Source organism: Actinoplanes campanulatus (assembly GCF_014647795.1).
GTDB classification, from domain to species: Bacteria; Actinomycetota; Actinomycetes; order Mycobacteriales; family Micromonosporaceae; genus Actinoplanes; species Actinoplanes campanulatus.
The window spans coordinates 37,782-59,894 of sequence record NZ_BMPW01000035.1; the positions used below are offsets into that span (position 1 = coordinate 37,782).

At 70.6% G+C, this 22,113-nt stretch carries 25 protein-coding genes; 10 read left to right on the forward strand and 15 right to left on the reverse strand.

Annotation, left to right across the window (positions count from 1 at the left end):
• Window positions 1–78 precede the first annotated feature (78 nt).
• Entirely contained in the window at window positions 79–627 is a 549-nt protein-coding gene (locus tag IEZ13_RS42345; protein ID WP_183227749.1) for an HNH endonuclease, read from the forward strand.
• Here the strand turns inward: IEZ13_RS42345 and IEZ13_RS42350 are convergent.
• Window positions 624–1,433 (reverse strand): class F sortase, encoded by an 810-nt coding sequence (locus IEZ13_RS42350; protein ID WP_183227748.1) that lies wholly within the window; start codon window positions 1,431–1,433, stop codon window positions 624–626. The two genes, IEZ13_RS42345 and IEZ13_RS42350, sit on opposite strands and share 4 nt — an antisense overlap.
• 7 nt (window positions 1,434–1,440) lie before the next feature.
• Entirely contained in the window at window positions 1,441–1,920 is a 480-nt protein-coding gene (locus IEZ13_RS42355) for a hypothetical protein (protein WP_183227747.1), read from the reverse strand.
• A gap of 150 nt (window positions 1,921–2,070) precedes the next feature.
• Between IEZ13_RS42355 and ctaJ the strand changes: the two genes are divergently transcribed.
• Both ctaJ and IEZ13_RS42360 read left to right on the forward strand, forming a co-directional pair.
• Window positions 2,071–2,394: an aa3-type cytochrome oxidase subunit CtaJ gene (ctaJ, locus tag IEZ13_RS47230; protein WP_229795718.1), complete on the forward strand. Its 324-nt coding sequence runs from the start codon at window positions 2,071–2,073 to the stop codon at window positions 2,392–2,394.
• Entirely contained in the window at window positions 2,381–2,776 is a 396-nt protein-coding gene (locus tag IEZ13_RS42360; RefSeq protein ID WP_183227746.1) for a DUF5130 family protein, read from the forward strand. The genes ctaJ and IEZ13_RS42360 overlap by 14 nt, the downstream gene beginning before the upstream one ends.
• A gap of 6 nt (window positions 2,777–2,782) precedes the next feature.
• Here the strand turns inward: IEZ13_RS42360 and IEZ13_RS42365 are convergent, their stop codons facing one another.
• Both IEZ13_RS42365 and pepN read right to left on the reverse strand, forming a co-directional pair.
• On the reverse strand, window positions 2,783–3,334 hold the full coding sequence (locus IEZ13_RS42365; RefSeq protein ID WP_229795723.1) for a Uma2 family endonuclease: 552 nt from the start codon (window positions 3,332–3,334) through the stop codon (window positions 2,783–2,785).
• 135 nt (window positions 3,335–3,469) lie between these two features.
• The gene (pepN, locus tag IEZ13_RS42370; protein ID WP_183227744.1) at window positions 3,470–6,025 is read right to left on the reverse strand and encodes an aminopeptidase N; all 2,556 of its coding nucleotides are present in this window, start codon (window positions 6,023–6,025) and stop codon (window positions 3,470–3,472) included.
• A 101-nt stretch (window positions 6,026–6,126) separates the two neighbouring features.
• On the opposite strand from pepN, the gene IEZ13_RS42375 reads away from it, so the two are divergent.
• The 4 genes from IEZ13_RS42375 (at window position 6,127) to IEZ13_RS42390 (ending at window position 9,688) form a co-directional block, all read left to right on the forward strand.
• On the forward strand, window positions 6,127–6,759 hold the full coding sequence (locus IEZ13_RS42375; protein WP_183227743.1) for a mycothiol-dependent nitroreductase Rv2466c family protein: 633 nt from the start codon (window positions 6,127–6,129) through the stop codon (window positions 6,757–6,759).
• Window positions 6,760–7,076: 317 nt separating this feature from the next.
• Window positions 7,077–8,273, forward strand: coding sequence for a DUF1015 family protein (locus IEZ13_RS42380; protein ID WP_183227742.1), 1,197 nt, complete (start codon window positions 7,077–7,079; stop codon window positions 8,271–8,273).
• Window positions 8,273–9,190: an alpha/beta hydrolase gene (locus IEZ13_RS42385; protein WP_183227741.1), complete on the forward strand. Its 918-nt coding sequence runs from the start codon at window positions 8,273–8,275 to the stop codon at window positions 9,188–9,190. The genes IEZ13_RS42380 and IEZ13_RS42385 overlap by 1 nt, the downstream gene beginning before the upstream one ends.
• 12 nt (window positions 9,191–9,202) lie before the next feature.
• Window positions 9,203–9,688 (forward strand): ribose-5-phosphate isomerase, encoded by a 486-nt coding sequence (locus IEZ13_RS42390; protein WP_183227740.1) that lies wholly within the window; start codon window positions 9,203–9,205, stop codon window positions 9,686–9,688.
• A 9-nt stretch (window positions 9,689–9,697) separates the two neighbouring features.
• Here IEZ13_RS42390 and IEZ13_RS47785 read toward each other — a convergent pair whose 3' ends face one another.
• A complete protein-coding gene (locus tag IEZ13_RS47785; RefSeq protein ID WP_372441944.1) occupies window positions 9,698–10,021 on the reverse strand; it encodes a hypothetical protein in 324 nt (107 codons plus the stop codon).
• A 302-nt stretch (window positions 10,022–10,323) separates the two neighbouring features.
• On the reverse strand, window positions 10,324–11,547 hold the full coding sequence (locus tag IEZ13_RS42400) for a GNAT family N-acetyltransferase (RefSeq protein ID WP_183227738.1): 1,224 nt from the start codon (window positions 11,545–11,547) through the stop codon (window positions 10,324–10,326).
• A gap of 101 nt (window positions 11,548–11,648) precedes the next feature.
• Here IEZ13_RS42400 and IEZ13_RS42405 point away from each other — a divergent pair, with 101 nt between their 5' ends.
• Window positions 11,649–12,260 carry a DNA-directed RNA polymerase II gene (locus tag IEZ13_RS42405; RefSeq protein WP_183227737.1) on the forward strand — a complete coding sequence of 204 codons (612 nt, stop codon included), beginning with the start codon at window positions 11,649–11,651 and terminating at the stop codon, window positions 12,258–12,260.
• On the opposite strand, the gene IEZ13_RS42410 is transcribed toward IEZ13_RS42405, so the two are convergent.
• The 9 genes from IEZ13_RS42410 to IEZ13_RS42450 all read right to left on the reverse strand — a co-directional run bounded on the left by IEZ13_RS42410 (window position 12,261) and on the right by IEZ13_RS42450 (window position 20,031).
• Window positions 12,261–13,118, reverse strand: a complete 858-nt coding sequence (locus IEZ13_RS42410; protein WP_183227780.1) for an SDR family oxidoreductase — start codon at window positions 13,116–13,118, stop codon at window positions 12,261–12,263. It lies immediately after the preceding gene.
• Window positions 13,119–13,205: 87 nt separating this feature from the next.
• A complete protein-coding gene (locus IEZ13_RS42415; RefSeq protein ID WP_183227736.1) occupies window positions 13,206–13,586 on the reverse strand; it encodes an AtzH-like domain-containing protein in 381 nt (126 codons plus the stop codon).
• Between the two features lie 60 nt (window positions 13,587–13,646).
• On the reverse strand, window positions 13,647–15,209 hold the full coding sequence (locus tag IEZ13_RS42420; RefSeq protein ID WP_183227735.1) for a SulP family inorganic anion transporter: 1,563 nt from the start codon (window positions 15,207–15,209) through the stop codon (window positions 13,647–13,649).
• A complete protein-coding gene (locus IEZ13_RS42425; protein WP_183227734.1) occupies window positions 15,206–15,862 on the reverse strand; it encodes a cysteine hydrolase family protein in 657 nt (218 codons plus the stop codon). The genes IEZ13_RS42420 and IEZ13_RS42425 overlap by 4 nt, the downstream gene beginning before the upstream one ends.
• A gap of 1 nt (window position 15,863) precedes the next feature.
• Complete coding sequence (gene biuH, locus IEZ13_RS42430; protein ID WP_183227733.1) at window positions 15,864–16,556, reverse strand: biuret amidohydrolase; 693 nt, start codon at window positions 16,554–16,556, stop codon at window positions 15,864–15,866.
• On the reverse strand, window positions 16,553–18,421 hold the full coding sequence (locus tag IEZ13_RS42435; RefSeq protein WP_183227732.1) for an allophanate hydrolase: 1,869 nt from the start codon (window positions 18,419–18,421) through the stop codon (window positions 16,553–16,555). Before IEZ13_RS42435 ends, biuH begins: the two co-directional genes overlap by 4 nt.
• Window positions 18,422–18,521: 100 nt before the next feature.
• A complete protein-coding gene (locus tag IEZ13_RS42440; RefSeq protein ID WP_183227731.1) occupies window positions 18,522–19,157 on the reverse strand; it encodes a GntR family transcriptional regulator in 636 nt (211 codons plus the stop codon).
• 53 nt (window positions 19,158–19,210) lie between these two features.
• A complete protein-coding gene (locus IEZ13_RS42445; RefSeq protein ID WP_183227730.1) occupies window positions 19,211–19,717 on the reverse strand; it encodes an SRPBCC domain-containing protein in 507 nt (168 codons plus the stop codon).
• Window positions 19,714–20,031: an ArsR/SmtB family transcription factor gene (locus IEZ13_RS42450; RefSeq protein WP_183227729.1), complete on the reverse strand. Its 318-nt coding sequence runs from the start codon at window positions 20,029–20,031 to the stop codon at window positions 19,714–19,716. The genes IEZ13_RS42445 and IEZ13_RS42450 overlap by 4 nt, the downstream gene beginning before the upstream one ends.
• Before the next feature lie 93 nt (window positions 20,032–20,124).
• On the opposite strand from IEZ13_RS42450, the gene IEZ13_RS42455 reads away from it, so the two are divergent.
• Window positions 20,125–21,090, forward strand: a complete 966-nt coding sequence (locus tag IEZ13_RS42455; protein WP_183227727.1) for a hypothetical protein — start codon at window positions 20,125–20,127, stop codon at window positions 21,088–21,090.
• A 21-nt stretch (window positions 21,091–21,111) separates the two neighbouring features.
• Complete coding sequence (locus IEZ13_RS42460) at window positions 21,112–22,071, forward strand: hypothetical protein (protein WP_183227726.1); 960 nt, start codon at window positions 21,112–21,114, stop codon at window positions 22,069–22,071.
• The last annotated feature ends 42 nt before the right edge of the window (window positions 22,072–22,113 follow it).

Consider the following 22,113-nt stretch of genomic DNA (forward strand, 5'->3'; position numbering starts at 1 on the left):
CGTACGGCGAGGCCCACATCACACACGCATGGGCTATGGGAGCGGTCAAAAGCAACTGACACCGGAAGGGTGATTGCGATGCCTGACATACGACCCACGGTTGGCTCTTCCGCGTTGGTGCTGAACGCTACCTACGAGCCGCTGTGCGTCGTATCGGTGCGTCGAGCGACCATCCTCGTCCTGACCGCCAAGGCGGAGTGCGTGTCGGACGGCGACGGCATCCTGCACAGTGCCCACCACACCCTCCCGGTTCCCTCCGTGGTTCGTCTCACGCGGTATGTGAAGGTTCCGTACCGTACTCATGTCGGGCTCTCCCGCCGGGCCGTCTTCGCCCGTGACGGCGGCCGTTGCGCCTACTGCCGCGGCTCCGCCGAGACCATCGACCACGTCTTCCCGCGCAGCCGGGGCGGCCTGCACGCCTGGGACAACGTGGTCGCCGCGTGCGCCAAGTGCAATCACAGCAAGGGCGACAAGACCCCGGCCGAGCTCGGCTGGCGTCTGCACGCGCTGCCGGCCGCCCCGCGTGGCGTGGCCTGGCGGGTGCTCGGGCACCGGACCCCCGATCCGCGCTGGATGGACTGGCTCGACCTGCCGCCCGCCCCGGTCGAGACCGCCGAGGCGGCCTAACCTTTCGCGACCAGGGAGGCGAAGACGACGATGTTGTCCTCGTAGCCCTCCTCCCCGCCCAGCCATCGCCCGCCGCACGTCATGAGGCGCAGCAGTGGGCGCGTGTAGTCGCCGTAGACGCGCTTGGCCGGCAGTTCGTTCTTGTCGAACCGTTCCACGGAGTTGACCTCGAAGACCGCCTTCGTGCCGTCCGCGCGCCACACCCGGATCTCCTGGCCCGGCTTCATCGTGTCCAGCTTGTGGAAGACCGACGGGCCGGTCCGGGTGTCGGCGTGCCCCACGATCAGCGCCGGGCCGTACTGCCCAGGGGTCGGGCCGCCCTCGAACCAGCCGGCCTCGTTGTGCCGTTTCAGCGGCGGGACGTCCACCGAGCCGTCGTTGGCCAGCCCCACCTCGAGCACCGGCGCCGACACCCGCAGCGCCGGGATCTCCAGCCGCTCCGGCCGGCTCGGCTCCAGCACCGGGTACTCCCGGGGCGGTGGCTTGTCCGGGCCGCGGAACAGGCCGCCGACGTCGAAGCCGGTCGCGAAGCCCAGACCCATGCCGACCACGAACAGCCCGAGGAAGAGCAGCACCAGCGCGATCACCCCGATCGTCCCGGCACGGCGGCCCCGCACCGGGGCCGGCGACGGCATCCGCCGGGGCAGCGGGATCCGGAACGGCGAACGCCCGCGGGTCACCGGCGTGGGCGGCAACGGCCCGGTGACCACCCCGGGCGGCGGCGCCGTGATCACCTGGGCCGGGCGCTTGCGCGCGACCGCGTCCGGCACGCGAGGGCCGGACGGCGGCTTCTCCTCCTGGGCCACGGCAGCCTCAGCCGAGTCGCCGGCGGCGCAGCGACACGACTCCGAGACCCAACCCGGCCAGTACGGCGAGCAGGCCGCCGCCGATCAGCATCGACCCGGTGGCGCCGCCGGCGGTGCCTCCGCCGCCGGTGGCCGGGCCACGGCTCGGCTCGACGCCCGCGACCACGTGCAGGGTGGTCGTCGCGGCGCCGCCCTCCTGGCAGCGCAGGGCCACCGGGTAGTCGCCGGGTTCGGTGTCGGCCGGCACCCGTACCGTCGCGGTCAGGAAGCCGAACTCCGGCGAGACGGTGACCGAGCCGATCGGCTCGGCCGTCACCGTGGCGGCTTTGAGATTGTCCTCGCAGGACGCGCGGATCGAGAGCTCGTCGCCGGCCGGGACGGTGCTCGGGTTCAGCTCCACGAAGACGGCGGCCGCCCGTGCGCCGGACGGGACACCCAGAAGAACGAGGATGAGCGCCGCCGCAGCGGCGGGGACGGACTTACGCATAGGATCCCCCTCCTGCCGTTCGCGACGGAAAGCACGCGGACGGCGCGTGAGGGTGATTTTCGCACCTGCGAGCGCGATCCGCGTAGATCCCGACGGCGTGAGACCCCGGTTCGAGACCCGACGGTCCGGTACGACCATCGCTCCGCTACGGTGATTGATGTTCGAAATACGCAGGATCATCCGGCGCCTGGGGGCGTTCAGTTGTCAGTAATCAGCACCGTTCTGGTCTTCGTGATCATTCCGGTTGTGATAATCGGGACGATCGCGACTCTCGTCTTCGCCGGCTCCGACCGGTCGAAGCCGGACCGCCGTTACCGCCCGGGCCGTCCCTACGACTTCCCGGCGATGTGGTTCACCGCGAAGCCGCAGCAGATCGCACCGGCGTCGGCCGGTCACAGCGGACTGGTCATCGAGGACAGTTCCGGCGCACCGGTCCGGCCAGGTCCCACAGGAGGCGCAAGTGACAGTTGGTGAGGTCACCCCGCTGGAGCAGCCCGCCGAGGGTCCTTTTTCGACCCGGCAGCTGCTCCGTCTCGACGAGGCGCTCCGGATCGCCGACCAGGTGACCGGGCTCAACTTCAGCATCTACCTGGGCGAGCTCGGTGAGCCGCTGCGCGCCGCCGCCGAGGAGCTGCACCACCAGACCCGTGACCCGCAGCGTGCGGTCCTGATCGCGGTGTCGCCCAACCAGCGGAAGCTGGAGATCGTCACCGGCGCCGACGCCCGCAAGCGCATCTCCGACCGGGACGCGAAGCTCGCCGGCCTGTCGATGGCGGCGTCCTTCGCCGGCGGCGACCTGGCTGGTGGCCTGCTCATCGGGATCGACCAGCTGGCCACCCACGCCGGGGCGGCGTAGCCCCGCCTAGCGCCACTGCGCGGGGTTCACCCGGATCGGGTAGGGGCTGTCCAGCTGGAGCTGGCCGTCGGTGCCGGCGTCCTCGATCGCCTGGTAGGACTCATCCGTCAGCGCATGGACGCGGAGCACCGGCCCGGCCTCCACGCGCCAGTAGGCGGGGATGCCGGCCGCCGCGTAGACGGCCGGCTTGAGCAGCCGGTCGTAGCGCCGCGTCTCGTCCGACTCGATCTCCACCACCAGCGCGACGTCCGCCGGGTCGACCCAGATCGACCCGGACGAGTGCGGCCGCAGCACTGTCACGTCCGGCACCAGGTTGCTCGTGCCCATCTCGATTCCGAGCCGCGCGCACACCCACCAGCCGGGCGGCGCCGCCGAGCGCAGCGTGGTGACCACGCTCTCGACCATCGAGTCGTGTCGCGCGTCGGCCCGTGGGGTGACGTGCAGGCTGCCGTCGAGGATCTCGTAACGGTGTCCGTCCTGCGGGAACAGGTGCAGATCCGGCTCGGTCCATCGACCCTCCGGCGCACTCCACCGCACCGGGGAAACCTGGCTCAGCATTGTCAAGTCCGCCTCCATGACCGGGGAGTGTCAGACTACTCACACAGAGTTGTTTCCCGTGGCCAACGCGGCGGTAAGTTGCCACATGTGAAAGGCCCGCCCCACCAAAGTGGGACGGGCCGTCATCACATCCGGTCAGGCGGAGCGGTCCTTCGCCCGGGCCTTCAGCGCCCGCAGCACCCCGTCCCGGCCCTCGGCGACCAGCCGCCGCAGCGACGCCGGGTGACCCTCGCGGGCCAGCCACGCGTCGGTGAGAGCCACCGTCTCGTCGCTGATCTGGTAGGCCGGGTAGGCGAGCATCGCGAACTCCTGCGCCGGCTCACTGTCCGAGTGCGCCCACACGTCCGCGACCACCTCGAAGAACTTCTCCGCGTACGGCGCGGTCAGCGCCACCTGCCGAGTGCTCTGGAAGCCCTGGAGCAGCGACCGGTTCAGCCAGTTCGGCGGCGCCTGCGGACCGGTCAGCTCGGCCCACACGCGGGCCTTGTTCTCCGGCGTGGGCAGCAGCGCCCGGGCGATCGCCGCCTCCCGCTCGCCGCTGGCCGTCTTGTCGGCGGCCAGCTCGTCGTCGATCTCGGACTCCTCGGCGGCGCCCAGCGCGGACAGCGCCTGGAGCAGCGACCAGCGCAGCTCGGTGTCGACGACCAGCCCTTCCGGCTTGGACCCGCCGGTCAGCCAGCCGCGCAGCACGGCCGCCTGCTCCGGGGTGCGAGCCGCGGTGATGAACGCCCGCGCCCAGGTGAGCTGCCACCCGCTGCCCGGCTCCGCGGACGCCAGCTGAGCCTCCGCCAGGCCGGCCAGGGCGGCCCAGCCGTTCGGCGCCCACTCCGGGTCGGCGAAGCTGGTCAGCGCCGTGGCGGCCTGCCGCAGCGTCGCGGTCGCCAGGTTGACGTCGTCCTCGGCCGGCAGCCCGGCGACGACCAGGGCCACGTAGTCGCGGGTCGCCATCTCGGCGTCGCGCAGCATGTCCCACGCGGCCGCCCAGCACAGCGCCCGCGGCAGCGCCGAGTCGAACCCGGCGATGTGGCCCACCAGGGTGGCCAGCGACCGCTCGTCCAGCCGCAGCTTCGCGTAGGTCAGGTCCTCGTCGTTGAGCAGCAGCAGGTCCGCGGCCCGCACCCCGGTCAGGGCGGCGATCGCGGTCCGGTCGCCGGCCACGTCCGCCTCGATCAGCTCGCGCCGGACCAGCCGGTCGCCGTCGAGGTCGTACAGGCCGATGCCGATCCGGTGGGTCCGCAGCGTCGGGTAGTCGGCCGGCGCCTCCTGCGACACCACGACGCTCGCGTAGTTGCCGTCCGCGTCGATCTCGACGACCGGCCGCAGCGTGTTGACCTGGGCCGTCTCCAGCCACTGCGCGGCGAACTTGCGCAGCTCCCGGCCGGACGCCGCCTCGAGCTCGGTGAGCAGGTCGTCGAACGTGGCGTTGCCCCACGCGTACTTGCCGAAGTAGGCCCGCAGACCGGTCAGGAACGGGTCCAGACCGACGTACGCCACCAGCTGCTTGATCACGCTGGCGCCCTTGGCGTACGTGATCCCGTCGAAGTTGACCTCGACGGCCTCCAGGTCCGGCATCTCGCAGTACACCGGGTGGGTGGAGGACAGCTGGTCCTGCCGGTAGCCCCAGGCCTTGCGAATGGACAGGAACGTCGACCAGGCGTCGGAGAACCGGGTGGCCTCGGTGTTGCACCAGTGGCTGGCCCACTCGGCGAACGACTCGTTCAGCCACAGGTCGTTCCACCAGCGCATGGTGACCAGGTCGCCGAACCACATGTGCGCCAGCTCGTGCAGGATCGTGTTGGCGCGCTGCTCGTACTCGTAGTCGGTCACCTGCGACCGGAAGATGTAGTGCGACTCGGCGTGCGTCACGCAGCCGAAGTTCTCCATCGCGCCGGCGTTGAAGTCCGGCACCCAGAGCTGGTCGTACTTCGGCAGCGGGTAGCGCACCCCGAACTGCTCGTGGAAGAAGTCGAAGCCCTGCTTCGTGATCAGGAACAGGTCGTCGGCGTCCAGGTGGCGGGCCATCGAGGCCCGGCAGAAGACGCCCAGCTCGATGCCGTCGTGCGAGTCGCGCACCTCGTGGTACGGACCGGCGCAGATCGCGGTGATGTAGGTGCTCATCCGCGGTGAGGTGGTGAAGTGGACGGTCTTCGCGCCGAAGCCCGCCGCCTCCTCCGACTCCACCGGCATGTTCGAGACGACCTTCCAGTGCCCGGGAGCGGTCACGTGCCAGGTGAACACGCTCTTGAGGTCGGGCTGGTCGAAGCACGCGTACGCCCGCTGGGCGTCCGCCGTCTCGAACTGGCTGTAGAGGTAGACCTCCTTGTCGACCGGGTCGAGGCTGCGCTGGAGCCCCTGGCCACTGGCCGAGTACTTGAAGTCGCCGGAGACCACCAGGGTGTTCTCGGCGGCGAGACCGGACAGCGGCAGGCCGTTCTCCGGGGACCACCCGCTGAGGTCCAGCGGGGTGCCGTTCAGCGTCGCGGAGTGGATCGCGGCTGCCGCCGCCTCGGCGAACGTCGCCGCACCGGGCTCGGCGCACCGGAAATTGATCACTGCGGTGGACCGGAACGTGTCGGAGCCGGGGTTGCCGTTCCCGTCGGTCAGGTCAAGGGTGATGTCGTACCCGGTCACCTCGAGCAATCGACCACGCTCCGCAGCCTCGACCTGGGTCAGGTTGTGAACACCGGCCACGTGCACTCTCCTTCGAGCTGACTGCGTTTACCCGAAGCCTATGCGGCGACGGCGACGCATCTCACCCCGACTGGCGGCCGAAGAGGGAGGAAGATCGAAGCATGACTGAACGTGCCACCGTCGACATGTGGTTCGACCCCCTCTGCCCGTGGGCCTGGATCACCTCCCGCTGGCTGCTGGAGGTGGAGAAGGTCCGTCCACTGGACGTCCGGTTCAACGTGATGAGCCTGTCGGTTCTCAACGAGGGTCGCGACGAGCTTCCCGAGCGCTACAAGGAGCTGCTGGCCAAGGGCTGGGGTCCGGTCCGGGTCTGCATCGCGGCCGCCGAGGCCGCCGGCCCGGCGGTCCTGCGTGATCTCTACACCGCCCTGGGCACCCGAATCCACCTCCAGAAATACGACATCGAAGACCCGAAGCTGTTCCAGGAGGCGCTGGCCGAGGTCGGCCTCGACCCGAGCCTGGCCGAGGCGGCGCACACCGACGCCCGCGACGAGGCGCTGCGGGCCAGCCACAACGCCGGCATGAAGCCGGTCGGCACCGACGTCGGCACCCCGGTCATCCACGCTCCCGGCCCGAACCCGGGGGAGACGGTCGCCTTCTTCGGCCCGGTGATCACCCCGGCGCCGAAGGGCGAGGCGGCCGGCAAGCTCTGGGACGGCGTGGTCCTCGTCGCCGGCACCCCGGGCTTCTACGAGCTGAAGCGCAGCCGGGACCTGGGTCCCATCTTCGATTAGTTGCTTTTCGGGGGCGAAGGCCCCCGAAAAGCGATCCTCGGCCTTTCGCCGGTCGTTGGATGGGGTGATGTACACCTCACCCAACGCGGAGGCGGGTATGCCGCAGACTGAGCCGGTCGGTTCGAGTTTCAGCGTCCAGCGCGGATTCTGGACCGATTTGTCACCAGAAGTGGCTTCTATGCTGGCTCCTCCGGTGACCGTCACGGCAGCACCCGCCGAACACGCGGTGAATTCCCTCGCCGCGGCGCAGTTGGGCAGGTCACCGGGGGCGACTCCGGTTGGTGGGCGACGACGGCACGCCGGGTAAGTTGCCTGCCATGACGGTCGTGCACCCGATCAGCCGGGCCTGGATCACCAACGGAGGTACCGGGGCCCAGAACTACGACGAGTTCGCCGACGACGCCGAAATCACCGACATCATCAAGGCCAACCCGCACAGCGCGCTGGCCGTCGAGATGCCGCACCTCGCGCCCGAGTCCCTCGGGAAGTCCTTCCTCGAGTCGCTGCCGGACGCCGCTGTCCGCCTGCAGCGCGATCAGGCCGAGGAGAAGTACCGGCAGGCTGAGCACGTCGTGGTGCTCTACCGCATCACGGCACCGGGCGAGGCGCCCGCATACGGCCTGTGGAGCATGGTCGAGACCGGCCAGATCTCCACCAGCGCCGACGAGCCCGGCCTGGTCATCCGCAACGAGGACGTCTTCATCAGCAAGGTCCGCGAGCGGGTCGCGCTGGCCGAGGCGGTCAACACACTGCTCTCCCCGGTCCTGCTGCTGCAGACCGGTCGCGGCGAGGAACTGCACGCCGCGCTGGCCGAGGCGATCGACGCGGCCGGTGAGCCGGCCGCCACCGATGTGGACGGCTGCGGGCGTACCCATGCGATCTGGCCGGTCGGCCCCGGCGAGTTGCAGGACCGGCTGCTGGCCCTGGCCGGCGGCGGAGAGCTGGTGGTCGCCGACGGCAACCATCGCAGCCTGGCCGCGCAGACCGGCGGGCTGGAGCGCTTCCTGGCCGTCGTCACCACCCCGGCCTCGGTCTTCATCCAGCCCTACAACCGGCTGGTCAGCGAGCTGCCCGCGTCGCTCGACGAGCTGCGCGAGAGGCTCCGCGCGGCCGGCGCGACGGTCACCGAGTTGACGCGCGCCGCGCAGCTGCCGCCCAAGGGCACCATCGAGATGTACGTTGCCGGCCGCACCTTCGCCCTGGAGTTGCCCACCGACCCGGCCGGCACCGCGGTGGAGAACCTGGATCACGCCCTCGTCGAGCGCGTCCTGCTGCGCGACTCGCTGGGTCTGGACCCGGGCGACAAGCGGATCTCCTACATCGGCGGCGACTACCCGGTCGAGTGGCTGCGCGGCGAGGTCGACGCCGGCCGTGCCGAACTAGCCGTCCTGATCGCTCCGGTCACCGTGGAGGACTTCGTCGAGGTGAACCTGGAACGGCTCAAGCTGCCCCGCAAGAGCACCTGGTTCACCCCGAAGGCCCGCGGCGGCCTGGTTCTCGCCGAAATCCGCTGATGCTCCATCCGCAGGTCACGGCCGCCGCCGAGTTGAGGCGGCGGCCGTCTTCGGAGGCACTGGCCGCGGATCCGTACCAGCGCCTGCTCGGCGTGCGGGCGGCCATGGAGGAGTCGAACGAGGCGGAGAGCGGGCCCGCGTGGGCGCTGCCGGTGGTCGCCGACTTCGACGCCGACGGCGTGCCCTGCCGTCTCTACGCCACCCGGACCGGGACCCCGGTCCTGGTCTACCTGCACGGCGGCGGCTGGTGCTACGGCAGCATCGAGACCGTCGACCGGTTCTGCCGCCGGGTCGCCGAGCGCTCCGGCTGCGCGGTGGTCTCGGTCGGCTACCGCCTCGCCCCGGAGCACGTCTTCCCGGCCGCCGTCGAGGACGCCGAGACGGTCGTGTCCTATCTGCGCCGCTCCGGCGCCGACCTGGGGCTCGACGTCTCCCGGCTGGCCATCGGCGGCGACAGTGCGGGCGGCCAGCTCGCCACCGTCACCGCCCGCCGGCAGCGCGACGCGGCCACCCCGCTCGACTTCCAGGTGCTCATCTACCCCGCCCTCGACCCGCTCACCTCCGCCGAGTCGTACGACGAGGTGGGGGAGTACGGCCTGGACCGGGCCTCGATGAAGCTGGCCTGGGAGACGTTCGTCCCCGACCCGGTGCGCCGGCTCACCCCGGACGTGGCGCCGCTCGCGGTCGCCGACCTGTCCGGGATGCCGCCCACCCTGCTGATCACCGCCGAGTACGACGCGCTGCGCGACGAGGGCGCCGACTACGCCGACGCGCTGATCGCCGCGGGCGTCCCGGTGGTGCACACCCGCTACATGGGTGTGAACCACGGCTTCGCCCGCAAACTGGCCACCATCGACGCCGCTCGGGCCGCGGCTGATCAGGTGGCGTCCGCCCTGCGTTCGGCCCTCACCTTCTGAAAGACTTCTGCCATGCGTCTCTACCTGGGTTCCGACCACGCCGGCTTCGAGCTGAAGAACCATCTCGTGAACCACCTGAACAAGCAGGGGCACGATGTGGTCGACGTCGGACCGCACGTCTACGACGCCGAGGACGACTACCCGGCGTTCTGTTTCCACACCGGGGTCAAGGTGGTCGCCGACCCCGGCTCGCTCGGCATCGTGATCGGCGGCTCGGGCAACGGTGAGCAGATCGCCGCGAACAAGGTCCCCGGCGTGCGCTCCGCGCTGGTCTGGAAGACCGAGATCGCCGAACTGGCCCGGCAGCACAACGACAGCAACGTGATCGCCATCGGCGCCCGCCAGCACACCCTCGACGAGGCAACCGCGTTCGTCGAGGCGTTCATCGCGACGCCGTTCTCCGGCGACGCCCGGCACGCCCGCCGGATCGGCCAGCTCGCCGACTACGAGGTCGCCCGTGAGTTGCCCGAGCTCCCGGACTCAGCCGCCATCGCCTGAAACCCGCTTTCAGCGGCGGGGTAGCTCCTCGCGGGGCAGCCAGTTGCGCCGGACGATCGGGAGGCTCTCCTCCGCCTCGGCCAGATCCGCGTCGGTGGGCCGGGAAGCGTCCCGGGCCCGCAGCGCGGCCCCCACGCTCACCTGCGACGACCCGGAACCGACCAGGCCGCGCAGCCCGCGCTCGGCCTCCCGGTCGTCGCCGCCCGGCCCGGACCCGGTCCGGCGGGGCGGCCCGCCACGGGACTGCCGCTGACCGCCGTTCCCGGCGGGCGGCCGAGGGCTCTCGCCCTCCGGCGTCGTCACGGTGGCCGAGCCGGGCGGTCGTCCCGGCACGGGAGGCGCCGCCACGGAGGCCGAGCGCGGCGGGCCCGGCACCGGCGGCGGCCCGGGCACCGGCGTTGTGGGTGCCGGCGTTGCGGGTGCCGCGGTTACCGGTGCCGGCGGGCCCGGCACCGGTACGGCGGGAGCGGGCCTCGGCTCGGCGACGGGCTCGGCCGGTGGGGTGGGATCGGCCGTGGGCGTGCCGGTGGCCGCCCCGGCGGATGCCGAGGAGGGGCGCACGCGGCGGCGACGGCGTTCGGGCTGGCCCATGACGCCGACGGTACCGCCGCGGACACCGGCACGGCACACCCCGCTCAGAAGACCTCGGTGGAACTGGGCCGGCGGTGCCAGCCGAACGCGACCGTCGGATCGTTCCCGGTCAGCAGCCGGACCCGCCCGGACGCGACCAGCGCCGACAGCGGGGTGCCGCCGAGATAGACGGCGCCCAGGTCGGTCACCGAGCAGGTCACGTCGGCCGGGTCGGTGGTCGGCACGCACACCGCCCCGTCCGGGCCGCCGGTGAGCCGCCAGCGCCCGGTGTTCCGTTCCAGGATCGGGTCGGTGACGTCGAGGACCACGTCGACCGGTGCGGCGTACCGGCGGGCGGCCAGGGCGGCCGGCACGTTGACGAGGCGCACCCAGAGGGCGTCGAGCACCGTCGGGCCGAGACGGCGCGGCTCGTCGACCAGGTAGCGCAGCGGCTCGTCGACGGCGCCCAGCCGGAACGTCACGCTGCGGCACAGGTCGATGCCGAGCAGGAAGCGCCAGAGGGCCTGGTACGTCTCCGGATCGGTGGCCACCACCTCACGGACCTGCACCTCGCAGTCCGGGCCGTGGCTGTTCCAGCCGTTCTTGACCCGCCACAGCGCGTACCCCGTGGGGCCGTCCGGGCCGTCGTGGACCACCGCGTACCGCTTGGTGGCGCCGTCACGATGCGCCTCCAGATCGGTGAGGACGTAGCGCCACCACCGGTCGTCGCGGCTGGACCAGCCGGGACGGTCCGGGCGCAACTGCTCGTACACCTTGGTGAGGTCGGCGAGCAGGCCGGTCGGCTCGGCCATCCGCAGCCGGCCCGCAGGCTCGGCGGGCGGGACGGTGAGACGGACCTCACGGTTCATGATCGTGAAAGCGAGCCGGGAGGAGGCGGGGCCGTACCCGTACCGTGGATAGATCGAGGTCTCACTGGCCCAGAGCACCGCGATCGGCTCCCGGCCGGCGTCGGCGATCTCGGTGAGCTGCCGCCGCATCATCCGGTTGAGCAGGCCCCGTCGCCGGTGAGTGGGGACCACACCCGCCCCGGACACGTGCGCGGCCGGCACCACGGCCCCCGGCACGGTGAGATCACGGGTGTAGGCGTCGATGTGCCCCACCACCTGACCGGCGTCGTCGGCGACCAGCGAGCGGTCCAGTTCGAGGACCCCGGTCTCCCAGTCGCGGACCTCCTCCGGGTAGTCCTCGTGGAACACCGTGCCGAGCAGGTCGAGGATTCCCGCTACATCCCCCTGGGTGGTGGGGCGGATTTGTGTCTCTTCCCTCATGGCTCGTGTGTAACCGACGGCTGTGTGCTGCGGCGACTGATTTGTTGGCTCGCTACCCTCGAACTGTCGCCGGTCGCCGACCGCAGACCGAAAGGGGAACGATGCCGGAGCAACCGCAGTGGTCCGAGCGGACGCTCAACATGCCGCCGCAGGATCCGTGGGCCGACCAGCCGACGGAGCAGGCCGGCCCCGCCAGCACGCCGCCGGACTCCGCTCCGGCCGCGCCGGGGCCCGATTCGTCCCCGTTCAGCCGGGGCCGCGCCCGGGTCACCCAGCGCACCCACCAGTTCACCGGCCAGTTCGGAGCCGAGCACGAACCCACCGGCACCGGCTGGCCCGACGACCACGGCCAGCAGCAGCCGCAGCGCAGCCTGAGCTGGCACATCCGGCGGCTGCGCCGTGGTGGCGAGTGGAGCAGCGCCGCCGTCCTGTTCGCCTTCGTCTGCTGGGGCATCTGGGCGCTGTCCGAGGGCGGCGACCTGTTCACCCCGATGGTCCTGTTCGTGGTCGAGCTGTGCGTGGCCGCGGGCGTGTTCGCGCTGGCCCGCCTGGTCGGCCGCCTCGTCCTGGAGCGGCAGATGGGCCGGGTGCGGCACACCGCCCGCGGCGCGCACATGATCACCGGGGTCTTCATGGTCGGCGTCGGCTTTTCCTACCTGCGCCAGACCGGCTGGGTGATGGACGCCGTCAACTGGGTGACCAGCACGTTCTGATCAGCTGACCGGTTTGCCGCCGGTGATCCCGAGGACCTCACCGGTGGTGTAACTGGATTCCGGGCCCGCGAAGTAGACGTAGGCCGCGGACAGTTCGGCGGGCTGCCCGGCCCGCCCCAGCGGGGTGTCCGCGCCGAAGGACTTCACCTTCTTCTCCGGCATGGTCGCCGGGATCAGCGGCGTCCAGATCGGGCCGGGCGCGACCGCGTTGACCCGGATCCCCTGGTCCGCCAGGTCCTCGGCGAGCGCCTTGGTGAAGGCCACGATGCCGCCCTTGGTGGTGGCGTAGTCGAGCAGCGCGCTCGACGACAGGTAGGCCTGGATCGAGGCGGTGTTGATGATCGCCGAGCCGGGCGGCATGTGCGGGACGGCGGCCCGGCAGAGCCAGAACATCGCGTACAGGTTGGTCTTCATGACCCGGTCGAACTGCTCGTCGGTGATCTCGGTGATCCCGCCCGGCTGCGCCATCTGGTAGGCGGCGTTGTTCACCAGGATGTCCAGCCCGCCCAGTTCGGTGCGGGCCCGGTCGATGATCGCCCGGCAGTGCGCCTCGTCCCGGATATCACCGGGGACCAGAACCGCCTTCCGGCCGGCCTTCTCGATCCACTGCGCGGTGTCGGCGGCGTCGGACTCCTCCTCGGGCAGGTAGGAGAGCAACACGTCGGCGCCCTCCCGGGCGTAGGCGATGGCCACCGCCCGCCCGATTCCGGAATCGCCGCCGGTGATGACCGCCTTGCGCCCGGTCAGCCGTCCACTGCCCCGGTAACTCTCCTCACCGTGGTCCGGCCGGTCCGGCATCGCCGAGGTCAGACCGGGCGGCTGCTGGTCGCCGCCGTCCAGCGCGGGCTTCGGGTACATGTCACGCGGGTCCACGTCGCCTCCTCGTCTCGCGTCGTCGCCATCCCGATTCCCCGATGACGTGCGGATAACCGGATCGTGTCGCCGCTATGTCGGCTGACGTGCCGGTTCCGAGACGTGCGCCGTGACGATCCGCCAGCCCTCCGGCAGCCGTACCCAGGTCTGCGACTGGCGGCCCAGCACGTCGCTGCCGGGATAGCCGAACAACGTGGTCACCACGGCCACGCTCTCCCCGTACCCCTGGATGATCGTGTCCTTGAGACGACGGCCCGGCGGCAGGCCGCCCTGCGCGCGCCGCCACCTGGCCTGTTCCTCGATGCCGATCTGCTGGTCGGCGATGCCGAACCGCACCGCGGCGGGGGCGAAGAAGGCGAGGATCCCCTCGACGTCGTCGGCGACCAGCGCCCGCTCGTAGGCCTCGAACGCGGCGGTGATCTCGGCGATCACGTCCGGAAGGTCTCTTTCCACGGGTTGCCCTTTCCGATGGGGGACGCGGCCCGGAGGGATCCGGGCCGCGTCGACGGGAGCTCATCCGACGGTGGCGGATTCCTTCTCCGGCGCGGGGTCGGTCACCTCGTCCGGCTCCGGCGCCCGCGGGGTGGGCTTGCCGAGCGCGAACAGCACACAGACCACCGTCAGGAAGAGGTAACCGAGGGTGACCTCACCGTCGGCGTTCCACTGCACCTTCTCGGCGTGGATCAGGCCGATGAAGGTGAGCACCGCGCCGCTGGCCGCGAAGACCGCCGCGTGCCAGAACCGCTTGTCGATGAGGAACGCGACGATCGCCCCGAGCACCAGGCCGGCCAGGATGGCGCCCTGACCGAGCGTCTTGAGGCCGTCGTAGACCACGCCCGCTCCGGCCAGCGCCTCGGTGCCCACCTGCGCGGCCGTGGTCCCGGCCGCGGCCAGCACGTTGTCCATCTGGCCGGTGGCCCAGGAGGCGATGTTCGGGATGAGCGCGGCCACCACGGCGGCGGCGTGCGCCTTCGGCGTGGCCTGGAACGCCTGCGCGCCGATCAGCAGGCCGATGTAGAGCAGGATCGGCACGATCGCGGCGGTCGGGAAGATCGCGCCGAGCAGCCCGAACAGGCCGAAGAAGCAGAGCAGCGCGATCACCACGCCGGTGGCCATCGAGTATCCGGTACGCCCACCGGCCGCCTTCCAGCCCGGGTGCCCGACGTAGACGGCCGGCGGGAACGGCGACCCGAGACAGGAGCCGATCACCGCGCCCGCGCCGTCGGCCAGCAGCACGCTGCGCAGGTTGTACCGGTCGCCGGCGGTGGCGGCGCTCTCCACGTTGGTCATCGCCTCGGTGAAGTTGTAGACGCCCAGCGGGATCGCCGTCGCCAGCAGCGGCGCCATGTCCTTCAGGCCGTCGATCAGCAGGTCGACCTTGAGGTGCGGGAAGGCGAACGCGATGTCCTTCGCGGCGCTCTGCACGTCCGGCACCGACATGGCGCCGCCGATCCAGCCGATCGCCGTGCCGACCAGCAGCGCGGCCAGCCCGATCGGGAAGTTGAACGGCAGCTTCACGTCGGTGAGCAGGCCGATCAGCAGCAGGCCGAAGACCGGCAGGGCGATCCAGGCGTAGTTCCACATGCTGGCGGCGGGGTTCATCGAGATGAACGTGATAGAGATGCCGGCCAGGGTGCCGAGCAGCGCGGCCCGTGGCGTGTACCTGCGGATGTACGGACCGACGAACGCGCCGATCAGCACGATCACACCGATGATGAACGCCCACGCGATACCGGCCGTCCACGCCGCCACCGGATCCTTCGTGGTCAGGTAGATCGGCAGCATGATGACGAAGATGACGATGAACATGTGCGGGACGCTCGGCCCGTACGGCAGGGCCGTCACGTCGGTGCGGTTCTCCCGGACGGCCAGCCGCCGGGCCAGGAAGGTGTAGTAGACGTTGCCCGCGACCAGGGCGATGCCCAGCGCCGGGAGGATCACGCCGAAGACGTCGCCGGCCGGCATCTTGATCACGCCGAGACAGAGGCCGGTCAGGGTGAGCACGTTGACCAGGACGTTGACACCGAACCCGAAGAAGGCGTTGGTGTCGCCCCGGACCCAGTAGGCGAGTTTCATCGGGCGATCTCCTCGATCAGAGCGGGGGACTCGGCGACCCAGCCGAAGATGCCGCCCTGTGCGGCGATCATCCGGAGGCCGGCCTGCTGGAACTCGGGAAAGTAGGAGCCGACGCAGTCGGCCAGGACCAGGCACTCGTAGCCGCGGTCGTTCGCCTCACGGACCGTGGTGTGGACGCACACCTCGGTCGTGACCCCCGTTACGACCAGTCTCTTGATGCCGTCCTTCGTCAGGACTTCTTCCAGGTCGGTGGCATAGAACGCACCCTTGCCCGGTTTGTCCACGACGACCTCGTTCTCCAGCGGCTGGAGTTCGTCGATGATGTCGTGGCCGTACTCGCCCTGGATGAGGATCTTTCCGAATGTGCCCGGTTGGCCGATCATCGGGCCGCGCTTGAGTTTCGCGGGGGGACAATCGGACAGATCGGGTTTATGTCCCTCGCGGGTGTGGATGATCGGCATGCTGGTGGCGCGCCAGGCCTCCAGGAGTCGCTTCATCGGCCCGATCGTCCGCCGGAGCTGGGCGACATCGTTGCCGAGCGACTCACCGAAGCCGCCGGGCAGAAGAAAGTCCCGCTGCATGTCGATCACCAGCAGCGCGGTGGTGTCCAGATCGAATTCGAAGGGGGTGGGTTGGGCGTCGACAATGGGCATCTCAAGCCTCCGTTGCCGCTATCACGTCGTCGGAAGTGGCGACGCAGCCGAAGACGCCGCCCTGCATGGTGACCATGTGCAGGGCGGCGGTGTGGTTGGACGGATCGGTGGCTCCCGTGCAGTCGCTCAGGATCAGGCACTCGTAACCCCGGTCGTTGGCCTCGCGCATGGTCGTGTGCACGCAGACGTCCGTGGTGATTCCGGTCAAGATCAAATGCGAGATTCCATGGGTACGGAGGACGAGGTCCAGATTTGTCGCATAGAACGCGCCCTTACCGGGTTTGTCGACCACCACCTCGCCCGGCGCCGGCGCCACCTCGGGCACGATCTCCCAACCCGGCTCGCCCCTGATCAGGATCCGGCCGCACGGTCCCTGACCGCCGATCTCCGCCCCGATCCGCTTCGACCGCCACCGCTTGTTGGCGGGCAGGTCGGACAGGTCCGGATCGTGGCCCTCCCGGGTGTGGATGACGAGCATGCCCAGCTCACGGACGTGCGACAGCAGTTTTGCGGTGGCCGGCAGCCCGGCCCGGGTCAGCTCGATGTCGTAGCCCATGCTGTCGACGTAGCCGCCGGGTCCACAGAAATCGGTCTGCCAGTCGATGCAGAGCAGGGCGGTCCGGTCCACCGGGACCGAGCCGTCGTAGGGCCAGGCGTACGGGTTGGCCCGCACCGGCCCGATGCGTGCGGTCATGAGTCAGCTCCCTTCGAACGGTGATTCCGCCAGCCGCCGCTGGCGGTGATGTCCCGGGCGCCGCGCACCGCGTACGCCTCGCAGAGGAATCCGGTCACCTCGGCGCCGTCCTCCAGCACGAGCCGGCCCAGCGACAGCGGCGCCGGGATGCCCGCGAGGAAGCCACCCACCTGGGCGGCCGGCAGCCGCCAGAGCTCGATCTCGATGGCGGCGCCGCCGTCCGTGACCCGGACCAGCCCGGGAGCACCCGACGGCAGCTCGTACATCCGGTAGCAGGGGGCGGTCCTGGTCACGATCTGTAGCGTTCCGCCGCGCTCGCGAAGCTCCCCGTTGCGCGGCTCCCCACTCAGATGCAGCCCCACCACCGCGACGGTCATCCCGTCCTCCCGGCCGCCTCCGGCAGCCGGATCTCCGTCCCGCTCTACACCGGCACGTGATCGGCTGCCTCCGGCAGCCGGATCTCTGTCCTGCTCCACAGCGGCACGTGACCGGCCGCCTCCGGCAGCCATATCTCCGTCCTGCTCCGTGCCGGTGTCCGGTTCGGCGGTGAGCGCCTGGGCCAGCTCCATCAACAGGTCGTCGCTGAAAGCCGGCCCGAACAGCGTCACCGAGGCCGGCCGCCCGTCCCCGGTGAACCCGTTCGGGATCGTCACCGCGGCCATGTCCAGCAGATTCGCGAACTGCGTGTACCGGCCCAGCGCGAGATTGCGCCCGATCGGGTCCGCGGCGATATCGGCGTGCGTGAACGTGGTCCCGATCGTGGGCAGCACCAGCACGTCGATCCGTTCCCACATGCGCTCGGCGGCCGTCCGCAGTTCCCGTAGCCGGTGCTGAGCCCGGAAGGCGTCCGCCGCCGTGAACGCGAGCCCGCCCTCCAGCACCTGCCGGGTCACCGGCAGCACCGACTCGGGGTGGGCGGCCAGGAAGTCACCGAGATCGGCCAGGCGCTCCGCCACCCAGGGCCCGCGATAGAGCAGATCCCCGGCCTCGATCAGGTCACCGACCTCGACTCCGCCGACCACCCCGAAGCCCGCATCGATCTCCCCGGTTCCTGCCGTGGGTTCCCCGGTTCCTGCCGTGCGCTTTCCGGTTTCTGCTGTGGGTTCCGCCGCTTCTGCTGTGAGTTTCTCGGCGAAGCGGGCGAACGCCTTCTCCTGCCCGCCGTCGCCGAAGAAGTCGAGCCCTCCGGGCAGGCCGATCCGGACCCGGGCCACCGTCTGCCGCCGCCCCTCTCGTGACCAGGGGTCGGCCGGCTCCCGTCCGCGTGCCACCCGCATCACCCGCGCCGCCAGCGCGGTGCCCCGGGCGAAGATCGAGACACAGTCGAGCGACCGGCACGCCGGCACCACCCCGAGCGTGCTGAGCAGTCCCCGGGTCGGCTTGATCCCTACGATGCCGTTCAGCGCGGCCGGCACCCGCCCTGACCCCGCGGTGTCGGTGCCGAGTGAGAAGTCCACGGTTCCGGCCGCGACCGCGACCGCTGAGCCGGAGCTGGACCCTCCGGCGATCAGGCCGCCGCCGAAGACGCTTTCCGGAGCCCCGTACGGCGACCGCGCCCCGGTCAGCCCGGTGGCGAACTGGTCCAGGTTGGTCTTGCCGACCACGATCGCGCCGGCCTCCCGCAGCCGCCGCACCACCGGCGCGTCCCGCTCCGGCGTATAGGCGAAGTCCGGACATCCCGCGGTGGTCGGCAGCCCCGCGACGTCGATGTTGTCCTTGACCGCGAACGTGACCCCGGCGAGAGGCGCGGCCGGATCCACCCGGCGGGCCTGCTCGTGCAGCTCGGCCGCGGAGAATCGGCTGATCCAGACCCCGTCCGGCGCCGGCGCCGCAAGAACCGCATCGACGATCGCATGCACATCCACACCGTCGATTGTCGACAATTCTGTTTCGGTGAGACCTGCATCACGTAACGGCCCGATTTCCCGGAGCTATCAAAGCCCTCGTACCGGATGAAAGCCCGACTCAGGTCAGGTAGGTACGAGCACCGTGCGCACCCAGCGCTTCCAGAATCTCCGCAGTGGCGCCGGTCTCGACCGCCGTGAACAGCCGCTCGTGCCGCAGCACCCCGTCCACCGCGCGGGCGGTCTCGGCCTCACGCCGCATGTTGACCGCCATGAACAGCTGGATCCGCACGAGGATCGACTCGTAGAGGGCGGTGAGCTGCCGGTTCCCGCTCAGCGCGACCACCTCGACGTGGAACCGGCGGTGCGCGTTGGCCAGTTCCAGGCGGTCGTCGGTAGCCGTCGCCGTACGGATCGTGTCGAGCGCCGCACGCAGCCGGGTCAGGTCGGGCGCCGCGGGAGTGCTGGTGACCGCGTGCCGCTCCAGGACGTCGCGCACCTCGTACAGCTCACGCATGTCGTCGTCGGAGAGGGTGGCCACCCGGGCGCCCCGGCGCGGGATGTGCTCGATCAGGCCCTGCTCGGCCAGCAGCCGCATCGCCTCCCGCAGCGGCGCCCGGCTGATCCCGAGCCGACGGGTCAGTTGCTCCTCGACCAGCCGCTCGCCCGGATCGGTCCGGCCACTCAGGATGTCCCGCCGCAGCCGGTCGACGGCGAGCTCGACGAGACTGTAGGTCTCCAACTCCCCGTCGCTCACGCGGCAAGTCTGCCAGCCCGTGCCGTGTGGGCACGGGCTGGCCCCGACGGCTGTTACGAGCCGGCCATGACCTTGCCGGTCTCCAGCAGGGACTTGAGGTCGCTGAGGACCCAGGCCCAGCCGCCGCCACCCTCGGCGCCGGCGTCTGGGCTCCCGGACACCATCGCGGAGTGGGCCGGCGCGCCGGTCAGCTCGTGCGTGATGGTGACCCGGCAGACGCCCGGACCGGAGTCCTCGATCTCGTAGGTGAGCGTGGTGAACGGCTCGACCGCGGTGCTCGGGTCCATGAGCATCCGCCACGTCTGCACCAGGCGCCGCGGCGGCTCCGCCTCCAGCACCTCGCCGTCGATGATGGTCTCGGGCAACTCGAAGCCACCGGCGGCCGCGTACGCCTTCATCTCCTCGGTGGCCGTCGAGTAGAACCGGCCGCCCTTCTTGAGCTCGTAGAACTGCGGTGCGGCGTACGCATACTTCGCGGTCCACTCCGGGTCGGTGATGGCCGTCCAGATCTTGTCGGCCGGCGCCTTGATCCAGATGCGGAAGACCTTGGTGTCGCTCATTGCTCCTCCAGAGACTGCTTGAGATCGATCAATGCGGTCACGTGCTGCTCGGTGAACTTGTCGATCCACCGGTCGTGGATCTGCCGGATCGGGATCGGGTTGAGGAAGTGCAACTTCTCCCGCCCCGACCGGCGCACGACGACGAGACCCGCCTCTTCGAGCACCCGGAGGTGCTTGGCGACGCCGAACCGGGTCATCTCCAGCTCGGACTCCAGCTCGGTGAGCGTGCGGCCGTCACGCGCGAAGAGCAGGTCGAGCAGGAACCGGCGGCTCGGGTCGGCCAGCGCCTTGAACACCCGGTCGTCGTCCGTCATCACACTAAGTTAGGTGACCATTTGGTCACCTGTCAATCGGAACCGAGATGTCGATCTTTCGAAGTGCGTCGGCGGCCCCTAAGCTCTGCGGCCGTGTGGCCATTCAAGAAGGAGAGCGCCGCCGAGGAAGAGGCGCCGGAGTTCTGCCGCTTCCTCGACGAGGATGCCGAACGCTTGCGCGATGCGCTGCGGAAACGGGATTGGGAGACCGCCCGCGGGATTCTCGGCGCGACCGATCCGGAGACCCGTAGCTACTACTTCTCCGTCGCGGCGAGCACCTACGGGATCGAGCGGTGGATCACCGGCGCCGAACCCGGCGCGGCCCTCCCGCTGCTCATCCGCGGCGCCGCCCTGCTCACCTCGGCCTGGGAGCTGCGCCCGGACGGCTGGACCGGCAGGATCAGCGACGCGGCGGCGGAGCTCTGGACCCGGTGGGTGAGCCAGGCCGCCGCGTGCATCGACGAGGTGACCACCCGGGAGCCGGGCTGGGCCGACGCCTGGACGTGGTCGATCGCCCTGAGCCGCTCGCTGGGCCTGCCGCTCGACGAACGGTGGCGGCGCTTCCATCGCCTGATCGAGATCGAGCCGGACCACTGGTACGGGCACGAGCAGATGCTGCTCGCCCTCACCCCGAAGTGGGGCGGCAGCTCGGAGGCCGTCTTCGACTTCGCCCGCACCCGCGCCGCCGCCTGCCCCGGCACCCACATCCCGGCGCTCGTCGCGCTGGCCCACCGGGAACACAACGCGCATCTGTCCGCCGTCCGCGAGCCGGACAACCCGGACCGCTCGCTCGAACTGACCTACTACGAGCCCACCGAGATCACGGACGACCTCTGGGAAGCGGCCCAGCTCTCCTTCTGGCACGACGACTACGAGACGACGGTGCTGACCCCGATCGTCTGGAACAACTTCGCGTACGCCTTCGCCTGGGGCGACTTCCACAAGCCGGCCTGGGCACTCTTCGACTCGATCGGCGAGGACTGGATCACCCGGTCCCCGTGGGGCGACGTCGAGTTCTTCCTCAGATCCCGCGACTACACCCGGGACAACCTCGAATGACGCACCCGATCCGGAGCAGCCGTGTGGCCTAAGACGAGGCGTGCCGACGACGCCGACGACACCGTGGAGATCAACGAGTTCCTGCACGACGAGGGCGCCCGGCGGCTGAGCGTGGCCCTGCGGGACCGGGACTGGCCGACCGCCCGGGAGATCCTCACCGGCGCCGACCCGGAGCACTTCATGTACTACATGGAGTTCGCCGCCTCCGCCGACGGCGTGGAGGAGTGGATCCCCGACGTGATCCGCGCCGAGCCGAACTCGACCCTGCCGCTGCTGGTTCGTGGCGCCCGCGCCGTCTACTGGGCGTGGGACGCCCGGGGCAGCGGCACCTCCGACACGGTCTCCCAGGAGCAGTGGAAGATCTGGTTCCAGCGCCTCAAGCTGGCCGAGAACTGCCTCGATGAGGTGATCGACCGCGATCCGGGTTGTGCCGAGGCCTGGCACTACCTGGTCGTCCTGGGCCGGGCCCGGCAACTGCCGATGGAGGAGCGCTGGCACCGGTTCAACAAGCTGATCGAGATCGACCCCACCCACCTCTTCGGCCACGAGCAGATGCTCAACAACCTGATGCCCAAGTGGAGCGGCAGTACCGAGGCGATGTTCGACTTCGCCCGAACCCGGGCCGCCGCCTGCCCCGGCACGAACGTCCCGCTGATCGTCGCGCAGGCGCACCTCGAGCACCGGTGGTCCGAGGGCGGCAAAGCGTACCTCCGGCGGCCCGAAGTGTCCGGTGAGATCTGTGCCGCTGCCCACACCTCGGTGTGGCACGACGACTACCGCCGATCGCTGCTGACGCCGGTGCTGTGGAACCACTTCGCCTACAGCCTCAGCGTGGGCCGCCTCTTCCGGCCGGCGAACGCGCTGTTCGACGAGATCGGCGACGAGTGGGTCCGCACCGCCCCCTGGCGGTCCGTCGAGCGCTTCACCGAATTGCGCGACTGGTCCCGCGAGAAGGACGACGACACCGGCCGCGACGACTGACACGGCGCTGTTCAGCCGCTTCGGCTACAAGGACCCCGCATG

Excerpts from the sequence above, each read along its gene's own strand:
- IEZ13_RS42380 (WP_183227742.1), top strand. The coding sequence starts at position 7,077 with ATGACGGTCGTGCACCCGATCAGCCGGGCCTGGATCACCAACGGAGGT.
- IEZ13_RS42400 (WP_183227738.1), bottom strand. The coding sequence starts at position 11,547 with ATGAGGGAAGAGACACAAATCCGCCCCACCACCCAGGGGGATGTAGCG.
- IEZ13_RS42345 (WP_183227749.1), top strand. The coding sequence starts at position 79 with ATGCCTGACATACGACCCACGGTTGGCTCTTCCGCGTTGGTGCTGAAC.
- IEZ13_RS42425 (WP_183227734.1), bottom strand. The coding sequence starts at position 15,862 with ATGCCCATTGTCGACGCCCAACCCACCCCCTTCGAATTCGATCTGGAC.
- IEZ13_RS42365 (WP_229795723.1), bottom strand. The coding sequence starts at position 3,334 with ATGCTGAGCCAGGTTTCCCCGGTGCGGTGGAGTGCGCCGGAGGGTCGA.
- IEZ13_RS42390 (WP_183227740.1), top strand. The coding sequence starts at position 9,203 with ATGCGTCTCTACCTGGGTTCCGACCACGCCGGCTTCGAGCTGAAGAAC.
- IEZ13_RS42385 (WP_183227741.1), top strand. The coding sequence starts at position 8,273 with ATGCTCCATCCGCAGGTCACGGCCGCCGCCGAGTTGAGGCGGCGGCCG.
- IEZ13_RS42445 (WP_183227730.1), bottom strand. The coding sequence starts at position 19,717 with ATGAGCGACACCAAGGTCTTCCGCATCTGGATCAAGGCGCCGGCCGAC.
- IEZ13_RS42410 (WP_183227780.1), bottom strand. The coding sequence starts at position 13,118 with ATGTACCCGAAGCCCGCGCTGGACGGCGGCGACCAGCAGCCGCCCGGT.
- biuH (WP_183227733.1), bottom strand. The coding sequence starts at position 16,556 with ATGACCGCACGCATCGGGCCGGTGCGGGCCAACCCGTACGCCTGGCCC.
- IEZ13_RS42405 (WP_183227737.1), top strand. The coding sequence starts at position 11,649 with ATGCCGGAGCAACCGCAGTGGTCCGAGCGGACGCTCAACATGCCGCCG.
- IEZ13_RS42355 (WP_183227747.1), bottom strand. The coding sequence starts at position 1,920 with ATGCGTAAGTCCGTCCCCGCCGCTGCGGCGGCGCTCATCCTCGTTCTT.
- IEZ13_RS42375 (WP_183227743.1), top strand. The coding sequence starts at position 6,127 with ATGACTGAACGTGCCACCGTCGACATGTGGTTCGACCCCCTCTGCCCG.
- IEZ13_RS42450 (WP_183227729.1), bottom strand. The coding sequence starts at position 20,031 with ATGACGGACGACGACCGGGTGTTCAAGGCGCTGGCCGACCCGAGCCGC.
- IEZ13_RS42420 (WP_183227735.1), bottom strand. The coding sequence starts at position 15,209 with ATGAAACTCGCCTACTGGGTCCGGGGCGACACCAACGCCTTCTTCGGG.